Annotated in this window: 16 protein-coding genes and 3 pseudogenes; 6 read left to right on the top strand and 13 right to left on the bottom strand. The window is 34.3% G+C overall.

The annotated features are described in order from the left end of the window. Positions 1 to 14: 14 nt before the first annotated feature. Positions 15 to 1139, top strand: a complete 1125-nt coding sequence (xerS, locus tag I858_RS16400; RefSeq protein ID WP_049695012.1) for a tyrosine recombinase XerS — start codon at positions 15 to 17, stop codon at positions 1137 to 1139. Between the two features lie 54 nt (positions 1140 to 1193). Continuing rightward, positions 1194 to 3047 (top strand): hypothetical protein, encoded by a 1854-nt coding sequence (locus I858_RS16395; protein ID WP_204249481.1) that lies wholly within the window; start codon positions 1194 to 1196, stop codon positions 3045 to 3047. A gap of 387 nt (positions 3048 to 3434) precedes the next feature. Here the strand turns inward: I858_RS16395 and I858_RS16390 are convergent, their stop codons facing one another. Then, positions 3435 to 4730: a histidine--tRNA ligase gene (locus I858_RS16390; protein WP_049695010.1), complete on the bottom strand. Its 1296-nt coding sequence runs from the start codon at positions 4728 to 4730 to the stop codon at positions 3435 to 3437. Positions 4731 to 5428: 698 nt separating this feature from the next. On the opposite strand from I858_RS16390, the gene I858_RS16385 reads away from it, so the two are divergent. Then, complete coding sequence (locus I858_RS16385; RefSeq protein ID WP_049695009.1) at positions 5429 to 5692, top strand: hypothetical protein; 264 nt, start codon at positions 5429 to 5431, stop codon at positions 5690 to 5692. Positions 5693 to 6482: 790 nt separating this feature from the next. On the opposite strand, the gene I858_RS16380 is transcribed toward I858_RS16385, so the two are convergent. From I858_RS16380 to I858_RS16365, 5 genes are all read right to left on the bottom strand, one after another. Then, a complete protein-coding gene (locus I858_RS16380; RefSeq protein ID WP_049695008.1) occupies positions 6483 to 6830 on the bottom strand; it encodes a hypothetical protein in 348 nt (115 codons plus the stop codon). 74 nt (positions 6831 to 6904) lie between these two features. Continuing rightward, the gene (locus tag I858_RS16375; RefSeq protein ID WP_049695007.1) at positions 6905 to 7285 is read right to left on the bottom strand and encodes a hypothetical protein; all 381 of its coding nucleotides are present in this window, start codon (positions 7283 to 7285) and stop codon (positions 6905 to 6907) included. 116 nt (positions 7286 to 7401) lie between these two features. Beyond that, complete coding sequence (locus I858_RS17090) at positions 7402 to 7563, bottom strand: hypothetical protein (RefSeq protein WP_157886552.1); 162 nt, start codon at positions 7561 to 7563, stop codon at positions 7402 to 7404. 147 nt (positions 7564 to 7710) lie between these two features. Next, entirely contained in the window at positions 7711 to 8064 is a 354-nt protein-coding gene (locus tag I858_RS16370; RefSeq protein WP_049695006.1) for a hypothetical protein, read from the bottom strand. 68 nt (positions 8065 to 8132) lie between these two features. Next, positions 8133 to 8402 (bottom strand): hypothetical protein, encoded by a 270-nt coding sequence (locus tag I858_RS16365; RefSeq protein WP_049695005.1) that lies wholly within the window; start codon positions 8400 to 8402, stop codon positions 8133 to 8135. A gap of 314 nt (positions 8403 to 8716) precedes the next feature. On the opposite strand from I858_RS16365, the gene I858_RS16360 reads away from it, so the two are divergent. Continuing rightward, positions 8717 to 9334: a recombinase family protein gene (locus tag I858_RS16360; RefSeq protein WP_038704967.1), complete on the top strand. Its 618-nt coding sequence runs from the start codon at positions 8717 to 8719 to the stop codon at positions 9332 to 9334. 87 nt (positions 9335 to 9421) lie between these two features. Here I858_RS16360 and I858_RS16355 read toward each other — a convergent pair whose 3' ends face one another. From I858_RS16355 to I858_RS16340, 4 genes and pseudogenes are all read right to left on the bottom strand, one after another. Further along, positions 9422 to 9826, bottom strand: a complete 405-nt coding sequence (locus I858_RS16355) for a PBECR4 domain-containing protein (protein ID WP_038704968.1) — start codon at positions 9824 to 9826, stop codon at positions 9422 to 9424. A gap of 303 nt (positions 9827 to 10129) precedes the next feature. After that, complete coding sequence (locus tag I858_RS16350) at positions 10130 to 10567, bottom strand: hypothetical protein (RefSeq protein ID WP_038704969.1); 438 nt, start codon at positions 10565 to 10567, stop codon at positions 10130 to 10132. A 125-nt stretch (positions 10568 to 10692) separates the two neighbouring features. Then, positions 10693 to 11112: a hypothetical protein gene (locus I858_RS16345; protein WP_065524944.1), complete on the bottom strand. Its 420-nt coding sequence runs from the start codon at positions 11110 to 11112 to the stop codon at positions 10693 to 10695. Between the two features lie 775 nt (positions 11113 to 11887). Next, a pseudogene (locus I858_RS16340) lies at positions 11888 to 12443 on the bottom strand (recombinase family protein). Between the two features lie 554 nt (positions 12444 to 12997). On the opposite strand from I858_RS16340, the pseudogene I858_RS16335 reads away from it, so the two are divergent. Then, positions 12998 to 13875: pseudogene (locus tag I858_RS16335) on the top strand (SMODS domain-containing nucleotidyltransferase). Continuing rightward, positions 13853 to 14377, top strand: a pseudogene (locus tag I858_RS16330) (SLATT domain-containing protein). Before I858_RS16335 ends, I858_RS16330 begins: the two co-directional pseudogenes overlap by 23 nt. A 430-nt stretch (positions 14378 to 14807) precedes the next feature. Here the strand turns inward: I858_RS16330 and I858_RS17560 are convergent. From I858_RS17560 to I858_RS17430, 3 genes are all read right to left on the bottom strand, one after another. Further along, positions 14808 to 14933 (bottom strand): hypothetical protein, encoded by a 126-nt coding sequence (locus tag I858_RS17560; RefSeq protein ID WP_275425627.1) that lies wholly within the window; start codon positions 14931 to 14933, stop codon positions 14808 to 14810. Between the two features lie 102 nt (positions 14934 to 15035). Next, entirely contained in the window at positions 15036 to 15362 is a 327-nt protein-coding gene (locus I858_RS17435) for a tyrosine-type recombinase/integrase (protein ID WP_239457308.1), read from the bottom strand. Between the two features lie 172 nt (positions 15363 to 15534). Continuing rightward, positions 15535 to 15696, bottom strand: a complete 162-nt coding sequence (locus I858_RS17430; protein ID WP_239457306.1) for a hypothetical protein — start codon at positions 15694 to 15696, stop codon at positions 15535 to 15537. Positions 15697 to 15807 lie beyond the last annotated feature (111 nt).

The raw sequence follows: 15807 nt of genomic DNA, 5'->3' as shown, positions 1-15807 counted from the left end.
GAGGTCAACATCACATGGCAATGACACCTGAAGAATTGCAAGTCCTCCAACGGATTGAAAATCAATTAAACAGCATGCCCTTCTATGTCGTTGAATATATTCGCTCCAAAAAACGTGCTGGCCTTTCAGCTGATACCTTGCTTCAGTACCTTTACCGCTATCAGCACTTTTTTCAGTGGCTGCTTCGGGAGAATTTGACGGAAACTACAGAAATTTCTACGATTCCCTATTCAGTACTGGCCGAAATGAAGAAACAGGATATCGAGCTGTACATTGAGTTCTTAAAAGAAGAATCAATCACTCACGAGAACAACAGCGTAAAAAGGCGTGGTTCTGCAGTCGTTACTCTTTCAGTTAATGCGTTAAAATCACTTTTCAATTACTTGACGAAAGAAACCGAGACTGAAGACGGAGAATCCTACTTCTACCGAAACGTCATGAGCAAAATTGTGCTTCATACCAAAAAAGAGACAGCTAACCGACGGGCGCAGAAAATCAGTTCTGTCATCCTAAATGAACATGAAATCAACGACTTCCTGCAGTTTGTCGAACATGCATATGAAGCTACGTTGGTAAGTGGACTTGCCCGACAACGGTTCAACCGGGACAAGGAACGGGATCTGGCCATCCTCTCTCTTTTCCTTGGCAGCGGTATCCGACTGGGTGAAATGGCACGCATTCTCATCAAGAAAATTAACCTTAAGAAGCAATTGATCGACGTCAAACGAAAAGGTGCTAAAGAGGACACCGTTAGGGTCATGGATCAAGCGATCCAACACCTAAGGGACTATCTAGATATCCGGGAAGGCCGGTATATCGGATCTAAAGAAGTCCCTTTCCTATTAGTGACGCTATATGGAGGCGTTGCCCGACCTCTTTCACGGCGTGCGATTGAGAATCTGGTGACCAAGTATACTGCTGCATTCGCTCAAGGAGAAGGCATGAGCCCACATAAACTGCGACATAGTTTTGCAGCAGATTTTATTCGAAATGGCGGCAATATCGTCCTTTTGCGTGATCAATTAGGTCATAGCAATATCGAAACGACTTCGCTTTATACCAACCTATCCAATAAGGATAATGAGCAGGTGTTAGAACGCATGGAAGAAAATCGAGTAAAGCAAACAGGTTTTCAATAATAGTAATCTTATAAAATTACAAATTTAGTCTTTACCAATTTCCTCCTTTCAAAGATGATAAACTATAAAATAATAATAAATCTTACAAAGGATTTTATGGGGGAACTAGAAATGGGAAAAACTTCTACTACAATAATTGAAGGAATGGCCGTACATGCTGTACAGAGTTTAATTTTGAATACTAATTCTAGATTGCAATCCGAAATTCCAGTAGGAGACCGCGGGGTTTCTTTTGATGGCGGAATAAATGTTTATAAGAGTTCTAACTTTAAAAAAGACACTTTACTAGGATTTGTCCCAGTACAAGTAAAAGGAAAATCAGTTACTAAACTCTCTCCAATACACGCTAACTTTCAAGTAAATATGTATGATTTAGAAAACTATTACAATGCAGGCGGGATTGTATTCTTCTTAACCGAAATAATAGGAAATTCAACTACTGTTTTTGCTAAAGTTCTTTTACCTCTTGATATCACACCATTATTAAAGAAATGTGAAAGTAAAATGAACACTAGTCGTAAGACTACGCCAACTGTCAGCATTAACTTGATTCCGATTTTAAAATATACGGAATTGGAGAAAATATGTATGCACTTTTTAAGGGAAAAGAAACGTCAACCGCCATCTTACGTCGGAAAACATACTTTTCATGACCAAAATTTCGAGAAAATTAAGGTCACTAGTTTATCGTTAAATTCCTCTGGAAAAACTTCTGAAATAATTGGGCAAGAAATGTATGCCTACGGAATCAAACATGATGTTGAACATCCTATAAGTATAGTAAGGTTAGACACTATAAATCACAATGGAACAACCAATATTTTAATTAATGATAAAGAAGTTCCATATGATTATTCTCTCTTCGAAATGAAAGATAAAATGACTATAATTTTAGAAAATACGCTTACTATTTCGCACAACAATTGGGATGGCAAAGTGAATTTCAAAGTTGAGGACTTACATAGTGTGAATTCATACAAAAAAACACTGATATTTCTTAATGAAGTTTACCAAAAAAAGAACATATCCTTATTTGGCGGGGCAATTCAATTTAATGATTTAACCTGGAAGAAAGAAGACTTTATCGATTTTGAATTCCAATTAAAAAGGATTCCATTCATTGAGAATGTTTTTAAAGAAATAGGCATTTCTTTGGACTACTTTATAAAAAGCACTACTTTGAGTAATCTTGCATATCAAGCAAATCGTTTTTTGATCGAAAAAAAATATGACGGCACTAATTTACCTCCTAAGGAGGTAACAGGTGGATTAAAATTATATATAGAAGAAGATTTTTTATTGACTTATTACTCTCATAAAGAAGAAATGTATAAAAGCTTGAATGTCGAAGATTTTAATGATGTTGGAATAATGTTAACTAGTGAAGAAGTCGATCAATACTACAGTGTAAGTCCGTTTTTATTAGTTAAAGTGGAAGACTTTAAATCGGCAGCAAATACAAGTAGTGAGTTGGTAAAGAAATCCTTTAACCCCAAATTCCATACTTATAATGAAATTACTTTCCGAGAAACTAATCGTTTTTGTATTGATTGTATTAATAAATTCGATCAAGAGAAAGAAATGGAATACTTAAATCTTGTTTTGTATATTTCCCAATTAGTTTTAGAGAAAAACAATACGATTTTAAATAAAGCGATAATGACAGTTAATTTAATGCAAGCGAAGTTTAGAATGAATAATGCTTTGAACGACAAAGAGCAACAGGAGTTAGTAAAAATCAAAGAAGAAAAGATTTTTGTAAATGAAAATTTACTTAAGTTTTGTTGTAATGTTCTTCTCCAAAATAAATCTGATTCGAAGTATTACTTCTCTTTATTAAGCCAAGAAGAAAAAGATGACTTAGAAAACTTTCCTATTAACTTGTTGTATAAGGAACTTTGCAAATAAAAAATAGCTCCTCTCTCTTTAGAGAAGAGCTTTTTTATTATTTCTCCTTACTACATCAGCTATTCGTTAATAATAAAGTCGTTTTAAAAGGAACTCAGAAAACCATCTATACCAGGACCGTGTTTCAGATATCAGAGAATAAAGTTGTTTAATTATTGATATTCTCTTAATATTGATGATAAAAACAAATAATAAAGTTATTTAAAAAGAGCAGATACTTTAGAGAAAGCGCCTGCTCTTACTCTGGAACTTCCGATAATGTGTCATATGTAAACAAAAGATATTTTAGTATCTCAAAAAACCATTTCCAACCAGTGGTTTCAAAACTATTTTCCATTCAATAGCTTTGCGAAAAAGAGACATGTATCTTTTTAGAATCGACTTCTGCTATTTTACTTGGCTGTCCATAACTGATAAAAGGTTTTTTTGAATTACACCTGTGTACATGTTTTTCATTTGATAGAAACCGCTGTTGATTTCATCTTCTCCTAATACAATGACATTGGCAATCCCTTCACGATTTGCTCGATCCATCGCTTTATTTACCTTTTTGTTTGATAATTCCACTTCTACTCGGCTGCCCTGAGATCGTAAGTCTGATGCTAGCTTGAGTGCTTCCTTAATTGTTCCGATTGGAATGATATAGATGTCGATTGCCGAACCTTTATTTACACGGCCCGACAGTTCATATGCGTAAAAAATAACATCTAATCCGAATGAAATACCTACTGTTGAAAACGTTTTTTCAGAATTTAAAAGTCCGCCAATCGCATTGTCATACCGGCCACCACTTCCGATGCTCGATCGGATTGTTCCATCTGCTAAAAAGATTTCATAAATGGTTCCCGTGTAAATCTCCAATCCTCTCGCCAAAAACGGATTGAAAATACACATTTCTTGAATTCCCAATCCCTCTAAGTAAGAGGTAAGTTCCTCTAACTCCTTTAATCCTTCTTGTAAAAAAATATTTTCCTCATCCCAACGTTTGAAGTTATCTATTGTCATTTGTCCTTTGGATTCAATAAAAGCTTTGATTTGGGCCAAACTAGATGGCGTCAGCTCGAGCTGAGATAATTCATTCATCATTGACTCCACCGAGACTTTTTCTACCTTGTCTAGAACCAAAATAACGCGATTCATTACATCTTCAGGGACTTGAAATTGTTGCAATACCCCGTATAAAAGTTTCCGGTTATTAAATTGAATCTCTACCTTTACGTCCAGATTCTTAAAAGCATCTAATGCCATCATCATTAATTCTGCTTCTGCAGCCTGTGATTCCACCCCAACAATATCCACATCACATTGCGTGAATTCACGATAACGTCCGGCTTTGACGGGGCCATCCCGAAATACTTTACCAATCTCATAACGTTTAAACGGCATCGGAATCGTCGGGTTCATTGCTACAACTTTTGCGAAAGGAATCGTCAAATCATAACGTAACGCTAAATCACGTTCACCCCGATCAGTTAATCGATACATCTCCTGTAAAATCTCTGCCCCCCCTGCATACTTAGAAGCCATTAAGTCTGTGTAGTTTAGGATAGGCGTTTCTAAAGGATTGCACCCGTAAGCGATAAATGTATCTTCTAAGGTTCTACGAATGTTTCTTTTGATCATTTCTTGATTAGGCAAATAATCTTGTGTCCCTTTTACATTTTGGTAATCCATTTTCCTCATCAGTTTTTCCCTCTTTTCTTTTTTTAGACAAATAAAAAAACCGTACAAACATAAGCTCCCAAACGGCTTAGTTATACGATTCAACAGAAATAGTCTTCCTATGTAGATATAAAAATATCAATAGCAAGACTAGTTAATATGATGATGTGAAATTGCGAAAGTCAGTTGTTGGACTGGCATATGACCCCTCCTTGGCATTTAAGTAATAATACAAATTTTCAAAACAATAGTCAAGCTGTTTTAATATTAAAATACAGATCTTCGCCTTTGATTCTAAATCACTAAGTTTTTAACCACCGACTATTCGTAAAATCGCACTTTTACACCAAAGAAGAGAGATGAGCTTTGATTTACTTATCTCCCTTTCTAATGGCGCAGCTGCCGATAACTTATGATATGTAAACTAATTTCAATCGATTATTATTTAAAAGTACATTAAGAAAGGTTCGAAACATACTACCAGGTTCTGTTTTAAAGTACAAAATTATAAAATGACCTAAAAATGTTAGCTGATATGTAAGCAAAAAACCAATAAAAACACACTCCCAATACTTTTTATATGTCGTATTTTTTTCGAAACATTAAAAATATTTCCGAAGGTGTCTGAATTATTTGATAAAATATATACATATAGATAAAATACTCTGTTTTCTATTTAACTTTGTTTAGAAAGAGATTTTAAAAGGATGTGAAATGAATTGAGAGTATCGACATTATTGAGTTTTTTGTTCTTTTTAATTTCCATGGGCATATATCTTTTAGTTATCGATCCCATGCTTGAATCTAATAGATGGGCCGCATTTGTCATATTTTTACTGATTTTCTTATCTTATAGTTCGCTTGACAAAATGTTACAGGGACGATTTGAGTTTTTAGATAAGCGAATTGACACACAAACAAGTGTCTGGATTGTATTTGGTCTATTGATTTTTGCTCCGTTACTTATCGGTGCATTGGAGTAATAGAAATCGTTCTAAATTAAAACTCAAGAAAGGCGCTTATGAATTTTCTCTCTTGCAAAGCAATGACATTTATTTAAAAACCAAAACAAATGCATGCCGGTTGAAGACAGTTTTTTATTCTTATGACTGAAACCCAAGTCTTTCACGCATGGAAATCTTACCGTCAATAAAAGTAAGTATGTAGGAACAAAAATTAGAAAACCATTCGTAAAAGTACACATACATGAACGAAAAAAGAAGATGCTTAGGACCAGCATCTTCTCCAGTTTGCTCTTATAGACTTCCGACAAGCTGCGATATGTAAACCTAGATCTTTTGAGATTCAAGTTTTAAAACCTTATAGAATAGCATTCTGAATGTATCATTTTTTCTAGTGAAATTAGTTCGAAATGATTTTCCCGTAAAGCTAGCAGAATCAAGGAAGTGAATGTAACTTAATTAGACTTAAGTTACATTCAGAACCAGTAGAAAATCTCTTGAAATTTGTTAATTTTAAAAAAACGAAACCTTATTAGAAATAAACGGGTATAGTTATCTGATTAATTTTTAATAAAGTGGTTTCCTTAAAATTTAACTAGAAATAAAAAATAGTAGATACAAAAAGGAGGGACTATATGTTAACAAATATTGGCGTACCAGGAATGGTTATTACTATTGTCGTTTTAATTGGATTAGTTTTTTTATTAAGAAAAATATTTAAGAAAAAAGCAATGTAAAAACTGTAAGTCCTCCAGTGATGGAGGGCTTTTGAATGTAACTTAATTGCTAATAAGTTACATTCAAAACCTCTCTATTCTTTTTTGATGGTCAATAATTGGCTTTCATTTAGCAAAAGTTGTCTAGGATCCGTCAACTCGGAAAACAGTAACAGGTTTTTTTCCTGCACTTTAAGCTCGACCAGATTCGAATTTAGTAAGTGGGCTATCTGAATTACGCAATTTGCATGACGTGCCATGTGATTTGAAATATATTGGTGTAATTCTCTCAGCTGCCAGGCCTTTTCTATACCATTAAAAATTTCTCTTTGGATTGGATAATCGAAGCCTGGAACATTCATTGCATCCACCTCTAAAAACTCAAGAGAGCCTGTTCCATCTGTCATGTTTTGGTTTGAAGCCAAATAATAATAAGACGTCATATCGCACCTCCCTTAATTCATAAACTACGGTTATTAGCAGATGTGAATGTAACTTAATTCACAATAAGTTACATTCAAATTCCACTTCTAACTATCTCAATCGATTTACAGGTAATCTGACAATCCATCATGGGAATAACCATTTTAACTTGATAAAGAGAAACACCTTCCACTACAATTCCTCTAATCGAAATGTCATGAAAATAGAAAGCCACGTCATTGGGCGATTGTGGGATATCTCCTTCCGCCCCTTCCAACCAGGTATTGAAGGTGGCGGAAAAACATTCTTTAAACAGAACGGTATACTCTCTATCTTCCACATCATCATCCGTTGAGCCCATATATTTTATGGTCACTAAATGCTTGCTGTGATCATAATATAATTCCTTTAATTCTGTATCAATGTAGTTCGTCGCCATTAATTTCTCTTCAACACCTTGCCCACTTAATCTCACTATTTATCCCTCCATTTCTGAACTTTAGTTAAAAAACCTTTAAAACAACAATTTGAATGTAACTTAACTGCACATAAGTTACATTCAAAACCTCTACTCGCCAATCATTTATTAACTCATATTGATTTTTCATTAGCTTTCTTTTTGTTAATCGTTTGAATAATAAACCCTATAAGCTGCAGTCCAAACCCTATTACAAAAGCTACCGTGGAGCCCGTATTGAAATATATTATTATGAGCACTAATCCAACTAAATATATTGCCCATGCCAACTTCATAATCGATATCTCCTTTTCTAATATCTTTGCTTGAACTCCTATTTTGAATGTAACTTAATTCACATCAAGTTACATTCAGTGATTCAAATTTTAGCGGACCCGAGGTCAGCCAACTTAAAAATTTTTCCGTTTGTATAAATTTAGAAATTAATCTTCTACATCATATTCATAATAAGGGTTAATACACTTCATGATATCTACAATGGCATTGTTATAACCTGATAATTTTTCTACTTCTCTAGTATCAGTAACTTCTTCCTTTTCAAACTGTTTAGATATGACCTTCATTATTTCGAGATACTTTTTAACAAACTCCTCCTCATTCGATTCTTTTATGTCTCCCAACATTTCATCAAGGGCTGCCAAATTTCCTGCATTGTAATCTTCAAAGTCTTTTTTATCGTAAATCGTATTAGTTTCGGTAAAAGTTATCTTTCTTTCAATAACATCTTTTAAAGTGAATTCTGTCAGTTTTTTATTAGCTATTGTAGACACCTCCATTTGTATTCGTTTTTTTAGTAAAAAATTTTTTGAATGTAACTTAACTGCGCACAAGTTACATTCGGATTCTAATGAAAGATAGAAATAAGAATAAATAGAGATAGGGCCACAAGGAGAGATTTGATCCAGATTACTCTATTACTAACACCTGTCTTTTTTTCTAAGTGATAGATGTAATGAACTAAAATAAAAAAACTCGCAAAAGTTAGTAAGAAATTGGGTGTACCCGGATTTCCCACAAGTAATAAATATTCTAAAAGACCAAATCCTAGTAAAACCATACCTATTGAAGCAACTATCAGATAAACAGACGAAGCACCTTTCTCTTTTTTCTCCATGTCCACTCTACCTCTCAAAGTTCTCACATTGATAGACTCAGTCCTGTTTCCTTTACCGGTAACCTTATCTAGTTTATATACTTATTTTACCATTCTGAATTTTAAATGATAGATGAATACGTATTAACTTTTCGCTATTAAAAAGCGTTCGTAAAAGTACACTTTTGCGAACGCTTTGAAAACGGCTGAAAACGGCTGAAAATGACGTTCGTAAATGTATGAAATGACTTTACGAACGTTCACGAAATTGCACACACTTTTACGAACGGTTTTCAGGTATAATGAGAGGAAATAATCGTTTATAGAGGTGAATTATGGAACATCGCAAATTTGGTTACATACGCGTCAGCAGCAAAGACCAAAATGAAGGCCGTCAGTTGGAAGCTATGAAAAAAATGGGCATCACTGATCGGGATATTTATTTGGACAAACAAAGCGGAAAGAGTTTCGAGCGAGCGAACTATCAGTTGCTCAAACGGATTATCCGTAAAGGCGATATTTTATATATTCACTCACTGGATCGGTTTGGCCGAAACAAAGAAGAGATCCTTCAGGAGTGGAATGACCTCACGAAAAATATTGAAGCGGATATTGTGGTGTTGGATATGCCGTTATTGGATACGACCCAATACAAAGACAGCATGGGAACGTTCATTGCGGATCTGGTGTTGCAGATTCTTTCCTGGATGGCAGAAGAAGAACGGGAACGCATCAGGAAACGGCAGCGTGAAGGAATCGATTTGGCACTGCAAAATGGTATTCAGTTTGGCAGACCCGCAGTTTATGTTTCAGAGGAATTCAAAGAGGTATATAGAAAATGGAAAGCTAAAGAACTGACAGCAGTGGAAGCCATGCAACAGGCTGGAGTTAAAAAGACCAGTTTTTATAAATTGGTAAGAGCACTCGAAGAACAGGCAGCAAATCTATTATAATAGAAGAAACTTCAAAAAAAGAATGGCACTAAAGTTAACGAATAACTTCAGTGCCGTTCTTTTTTTGTTCTAGTACTTGTTATTTTTCTAAGATTCTATCTCTGGCAAGGATGGCGGAGTATAATTTTTATGTACATATAATTCTTCTGCAATCTCTCCGTTTTCCTTCTTTCTATACAAAAGTGTTAATCTGGTTTGAGTTTTTTCATAATCATTATTCAATCTAGGAAAGAAAGAGATGAGGATATAGTCGTTTGACAACTTGTCTTTTTTCAAAAATAAATTCAAGTAATATTCTTTGGAGTCTTGTCTTATCTTTAATCGTAATAAATAATCAGCATCTATTTTACTGTATGCTTTTTTCTTCAAAAAAATGAAGCTTGCTTCTCCAACGTCAATTCCTTCATCAAAAATAGGCTTAATTAGAGGGGAAAACTTAATCCTATTTTCAATAGAATGCTCAAACTGACCATGTATATAAGTAAGCGTCAAATAATTGGACGCTTACGTTTATGCAAAATCCATAATCTGTTTTTATTCTACAAAATTCCATTAAATAATAGGGATTTATAGTTATTAAAAATTTTAGCCAGAATTAAAAAACAGACGAAATGTTATTCGTCTGCTTTACTATCAATGTTTAATAGAGTTTTTCTTGCAGCACATAGCATTGAACTTTAAAGAATTCGATAATCATTTAGAAGATTTTATTAAAATAGAAATATGAAAATATAATAAAACATCTTCGAGTTAAAATTCCAGACGTTATATTATAAACACTGGACATCTTAACTACTAAAAATTATCTAACCATTCACCGTCTTGTTTATTTAAATGAACTATCAATTCTGTTTTTGCACTTAAGATACAAACTTCAAAATCTTGCACATTCAATAATTCAACACCATTTTTAAGTAAACTAAAATTCCATAGTGTACCTGTTGATTTACTAGGAGTCAAACACATATATTTTCGAATAAATGCTTTTGAACTCTCATTTAGTTCACTAGTATACTCAGTTGCCCACTCTAAATTACTCCAAGGTTTTTGAGTTGTTTTCAGTTGTAGACGTTCAAATTCTAATTTCCCTGTAAGTAACGGATTTTCTTCCTCATATTCTCCATTCGGAAAAACTACACAAAAACTATCTGCGTGTTCGAGCGCGGCTTTTAAAACCATATTCCAAGTAGAAAAGGAAGAAGAAATGTCTTCTAATACAATAAAGTTTTCCATAAATAACCTCCATTATAATTTGCTATATTATAATTCTTTAACTAGTGAATATTCATTTTTTATAATTAGAAATTAAAATGAAAAGTAAAGAGAGCTGTAAACTATTTTTTTAAAATATACAATTTCTACATATCTTCTTTGTATGGACCTGTGTATATAGGTGTATATATTGGTGTTGGTGTTGGAGTTAATGTAGTTCCTGGTGTTGGTGTTACGGTAGTAGTTGGTTCTTCGTATTCTACTATTGGAAGTTCAGTTATATTAGTAATATCGTCTCCAAGTGTACTGTTGACGACTGTACCGCCTAAAGTTTCCGACTCTATCTCTACTGAAGGGTCATAACCGGATATATCATTAGGTGGTTGAGGTTCAGTGATATATAGCGACTCATTATATTCTACCAGTATCTCTGTATCAACAGAAGCTGGTCTTACAGCATATCCACCTGTAAGTAACTTATAAAGAATTACAGGAACTATGGCGAATATTGAAAATAAACTAGTTTGATCATTAAAAGAAAGACTACTTTTTGCAAAAGACTTCATTGCATTTGCTCCTACTTTTGATAAGTCGTTCCAATTGGAAGTGGAATTACACGTATCTATAACAGTTTTTCTTTTTCTTCGTTTCGTAGATGTAAATACATGTTTTGGACTTCTTAATGTATCTAACAACATGAAAATTATAATATGGTTTCCATTGGCCTCTTAAATCTTTTTTGTCTAAATGAACATTAGTATGCGGTGTGGAATTACTCGGGAATTTTGGGCCTGCCCAACCAGGATGGACATTGGTAACATATAGTTTCATACCACCACAATTTTCGGACCATATGCTAGCTTTGCACTTGCTGCGGAAACACTTTGAGAGTGGGGAAAAACGTAAACTGAACTAAACGTAAAAGTGAGAAGAAGTAAAAAAATCAAAAACCTTTTTTTCATAAAATTAACCTCCTATTTTAATTTAAAAATCCCGAAAAACTAAAATTGAAAAATAAATCCAAAGCACCAATTTAATTCTTCTTATTTACAATAAACTTTTGAAAAATATTTGTATATCGCATTTTTTTGATGAATATAACATTACTCATCAGTCTGGGAAATTGATTAATGATAATAAGCTTTTAAGTACAATCTTAAAATAGACCACTTGTGGTTTATTTCTACTGTTAAGTTGTAATTACTTTAACTTTTGTAATAGAAGATTATCACTACTAACGATAAAGAGAAAAATTTACAACAATATATATAAAACTAAAAGAGGCATAACATGGATTTTAAAATCCATGTTATGCCTCTTTTAATTTTAGAAAGTGCAAGTTTATTGTTTTTCCAAGTAACGATAAATAGTGGTACGAGAAACGCCCCATCTTTCAGCCACATCTTTAATCGGTGTCCCACCTTGAATCAACGAACGCATCATTTCAATATCTTTTGTGCCAAACTTCTCCGGTCGTCCACCGAGACGCCCTCTTGCTCTGGCAGCTGTCCGTCCGGCAGCCGAACGTTCCTCAATCAAGTTCCGTTCGAATTCCGCAAATGCAGCGAACAAGTGGAACATCAATTGTCCAGTTGCATTGCGTTTATCCATCGTCAAGTTTTCCTGCAAACTGTGGAAGGTAACTCCCCGTTCATTTAAGGCATTTACAAGTTGAATCAAATCCTGCATGTTTCTTCCTAACCGATCCAATCGCCAAACAACAATCGTATCTCCTTCACGTGCATAGTTAATCGCTTCTTCTAAACCTGGACGCTGTTTTTTTGTGCCACTCATTTTATCGTGAAATTGTTTTATCGCAGCCGTAAGCAGTTAACGCATCCATCTGTAAATCCAAATTTTGTAATCCCGTTGAGACCCGTGCATATCCAATTAACATCCAATCACTCTTTCGTCTTTTTCGTTAAATTAATTGTACCATAAGATAAAAAACCAATGGTTAGTGAACATAGAATAATGTACAGAGTTTTATTACACGTAACACATAAAAAAAGATCCTTTTCTAATCACCCAATGCCGTGTCCAGAAAAGGACGAGTTTTGGAACAGAGAAGGTAAGTGGACTTTTCAAAATTGAAGATATCTTCTATGAACGTGCCTCCTCTGCAAATGACGAAATCATCATAAGAGTCATCGTGGTCTGTTCTGTTAAAAGTACTATGACATTTTTTGATGCTGTTCCCTCTATATAATAGAGTGTTCTTAAAGGTGGACTTTTATGAACGATTTGATTTGAAAAATTAACTTCATATTCTTTTTTAGTTGGGAATTTATGCTAAAATGAGTATATTGAATCGTGAAAAATGTATAATTACTTTGGTAATCTACTGCCCTTTTCAGTGAGCTATGTATTTTAAAATTTCAACAATGATATATCATGTGAGTTGTATTTCAAGTTCATTAATCGTTATATCAAATCAGGAGGTTATGTCCAGTGTCTGTAAGTGATTACTTTTCTACATTTTGTTCTAATCTAAGAATGAGTAGTGATAATGTTAACAAAATACAATATCGCTATAAACAAATAACTAAACGGATAAATACAGCGTATAGAGGAAGTACATCTGAGACGGCAAATAGTTTTTATGTAGGTTCTTACGGTCGTGGAACAAAAATATGGACCAGTGATATAGATGTAATGGTTCAATTACCTTATCAAACGTATAAAAAATTTAACGATTATACTGGTAATGGACAATCTGCTTTATTGCAAGAAGTAAAAAATGAATTGGAAAAGACATATAGCACATCGCATCTAAATGGGGATGGACAAGTGATTGCAATTAACTTTTCGGACGGAATCAGTTTTGAAATTGTTCCTGCATTTATCAATGACGGTGGTAGCTACACTTACCCAGACACCAACAATGGGGGGAGCTGGAAATCTACTGATCCAAAAAAGAAATTGAGGCCATGTATAATTTAAATAAAACTACAAATAAAAATTTAAAAAGATTGTGCAGAATGGCACGCTCTTGGAAAGCCGAATGTAGCGTTCCTATAAGTGGGATCTTAATTGACACGCTTGCTTATAGGTTCTTGAGCGATTGGGAACATAAAGATAAATCTTTTCTTTACTATGATTATATGAGTAGAGATTTCTTTAAATTTTTGAAGGATTTAGATAAAGAAAAGCTATACTGGTTAGCACCGGGCAGTGGTCGTTATGTTTGGAAGGGCGGCAATTTTCAAAATAAAGCTTCTGTAGCTTATAATCTTTCTCTAGAAGCTATTAATCATGAATCTAATGATCGGCCCTACTCATCTAAGGTAAAGTGGAGGGAAATATATGGAACGAAATTCCCTGGATAGTCAAGGTTATAAACTGGAATCCCAAATTAGAGAAGCATATGGACGATTAGTTTATACATTAACTTGTCATAATAAAATCGTTCACCGACTTATGTCGAAAAATAATACAATCAAAGTTTGGCAGATTATATTGTCAGCCTTAACCACAGGAAGTTTCTTGGCAATTATTTCGTCTTACGAGGTAATTGCCAGTATTGTGGGAGCTGTTATTTCCATTGCTTTGTTGATATTAAATGCCTATACCAAAAACTTCGACTTAGTTGAAACAGCTCAGTCACATCAGAAAGCTGCTGATGCACTGTGGAAGATAAGGAGGAATACGTTTCATTACTCACAGATTTTGACTTGCTAGAGTCAACTGATGTAATGGAACGAAGAGATGATTTGCAAATAGGACAGCAGAAATTTATGCTCAATCCCAAGAACCGATGCGAAGAGTTATAAGGAAGCACAAAAAGCTCTAAAAACAGAAGAAGAGCAGACTTTTTCAGAAAGAGATTGATGTGATGCTTCCAAACTCGATAAGAAGAGAAAATAGAAATTAAGTTTTAAATCTTTATCTATTTGAAGAACTAGTTCAATTTAAACAAAGCTTTCCAAACAACGAGAAAATAAATTAATCAAAATTCTCTTGAAAATGATCTTTGCAACAGCTTGATTTTTAAACTCTATAAGAGGGTTCAGTTAACATATCACCGGATAATCGGTAGCTGCGATGGACCAAGTATATAATTCAAGAAACCCAGCAACCTTTTTATACTACGGTTATTGGGTTTCTTTAAATCCTATGCAAATTATCTCTTAAAGTAAAAAAATATAACTACTGGTAGTTGAATGAGTAGATATCTTGATTGTAAAACAGGACAGGGCTGCCGCAAAATACAGCTGTCCTGTACTATTTTTAATTTCTTAAATTCATTTCAATGTTGTGTTTATAAATACTTGTCTACGGTTACTTCGGACACTGTAAGATAGTGCTGAATTAACGTTTCAAGTGATTGATGTCCTGTTTGCTGTGCAATAGTCGGTAAATCAGCGCCTGCTGCATGCATGGCCACCACTTGGCTTTTCCGGAAATTGTATCCCGTAAGCCCAGTCCAGCGTTGCAAAAACTGATAATACCCGATTTCACTGATTGCTGTGCTTCATAGCGTCCATTCTTATACACTCTCCCCGAAATAATTGTCTGCTTTAAGATGGTATTCACGTATATAAACATCGATTGCATAGATAACTTCCGGCGTGAGTCGCTTAGTGTGCCATTTTTTTGCTTCTTCAATAAAATGTACGCATTTGTTTTTCAAATCGAAATCGTTTATTTTTAAACGCACCATTTCGCTTGGTCTGTTAGCGGTTATTAGATTAACTAGACAAATCGCCTTTGCTCTTATCGGGAGACGATCGAGCATATCCGTCAACTCTTTCTTATCAATGGCTGACTTTCCTCGAACTTGAGTCAAATGAGCGTATTGATCTTCCTGATACATTTTTCGTATCCCGAAAGCTCATATGCCACTCCTGCTTCTCCTTTGAGCTCTATTTTATGAATGACACTCAAGTATTTTCTAATAGCTGCTAATCGGCGTTCCCACGTTGTTTTCTTAACTTGCTGTTCAGTCAGTGAGATGTACAAATAATCAAGCATGGCCTCTGTGCCAATTACTTGACCTGTGCTGCAGCAATAGTTCTTGTATCTCCGAATATCGCCTCATATTGTTTTGGGATTTCCTCCATCTTTTTTTCAATATGAATTTTTCTGTTGTGGTAACGTTTCTGAATCTCCAGAGTGTCCTGGTAAATTGCCAATTTGAAACCTGTCATTTTTCTTCATCCCCATTTCTTTTCAAAATCATTGTGAAACAACATTTATGATAGATTGATTTTGAGAAAAGTAATGGGACAAAGCAAAAGAGCCAGAGAAGAAAATTGACT

This window comes from Planococcus versutus, assembly GCF_001186155.3.
Taxonomy (GTDB): domain Bacteria; phylum Bacillota; class Bacilli; order Bacillales_A; family Planococcaceae; genus Planococcus; species Planococcus versutus.
The sequence above is the reverse complement of the archived record's forward strand: the minus strand, read 5'-3'. Positions and strand labels throughout refer to the sequence as shown.

Excerpts from the sequence above, each read along its gene's own strand:
- I858_RS16360 (WP_038704967.1), top strand. The coding sequence starts at position 8,717 with ATGGAACATCGCAAATTTGGTTACATACGCGTCAGCAGCAAAGACCAA.
- I858_RS17430 (WP_239457306.1), bottom strand. The coding sequence starts at position 15,696 with ATGACAGGTTTCAAATTGGCAATTTACCAGGACACTCTGGAGATTCAG.
- I858_RS16345 (WP_065524944.1), bottom strand. The coding sequence starts at position 11,112 with ATGAAGTCTTTTGCAAAAAGTAGTCTTTCTTTTAATGATCAAACTAGT.
- I858_RS16370 (WP_049695006.1), bottom strand. The coding sequence starts at position 8,064 with ATGGAGGTGTCTACAATAGCTAATAAAAAACTGACAGAATTCACTTTA.
- I858_RS17090 (WP_157886552.1), bottom strand. The coding sequence starts at position 7,563 with ATGAAGTTGGCATGGGCAATATATTTAGTTGGATTAGTGCTCATAATA.
- xerS (WP_049695012.1), top strand. The coding sequence starts at position 15 with ATGGCAATGACACCTGAAGAATTGCAAGTCCTCCAACGGATTGAAAAT.
- I858_RS16395 (WP_204249481.1), top strand. The coding sequence starts at position 1,194 with ATGATAAACTATAAAATAATAATAAATCTTACAAAGGATTTTATGGGG.
- I858_RS16390 (WP_049695010.1), bottom strand. The coding sequence starts at position 4,730 with ATGAGGAAAATGGATTACCAAAATGTAAAAGGGACACAAGATTATTTG.
- I858_RS16350 (WP_038704969.1), bottom strand. The coding sequence starts at position 10,567 with ATGGAAAACTTTATTGTATTAGAAGACATTTCTTCTTCCTTTTCTACT.
- I858_RS17435 (WP_239457308.1), bottom strand. The coding sequence starts at position 15,362 with ATGTATCAGGAAGATCAATACGCTCATTTGACTCAAGTTCGAGGAAAG.
- I858_RS16380 (WP_049695008.1), bottom strand. The coding sequence starts at position 6,830 with ATGACGTCTTATTATTATTTGGCTTCAAACCAAAACATGACAGATGGA.
- I858_RS16365 (WP_049695005.1), bottom strand. The coding sequence starts at position 8,402 with ATGGAGAAAAAAGAGAAAGGTGCTTCGTCTGTTTATCTGATAGTTGCT.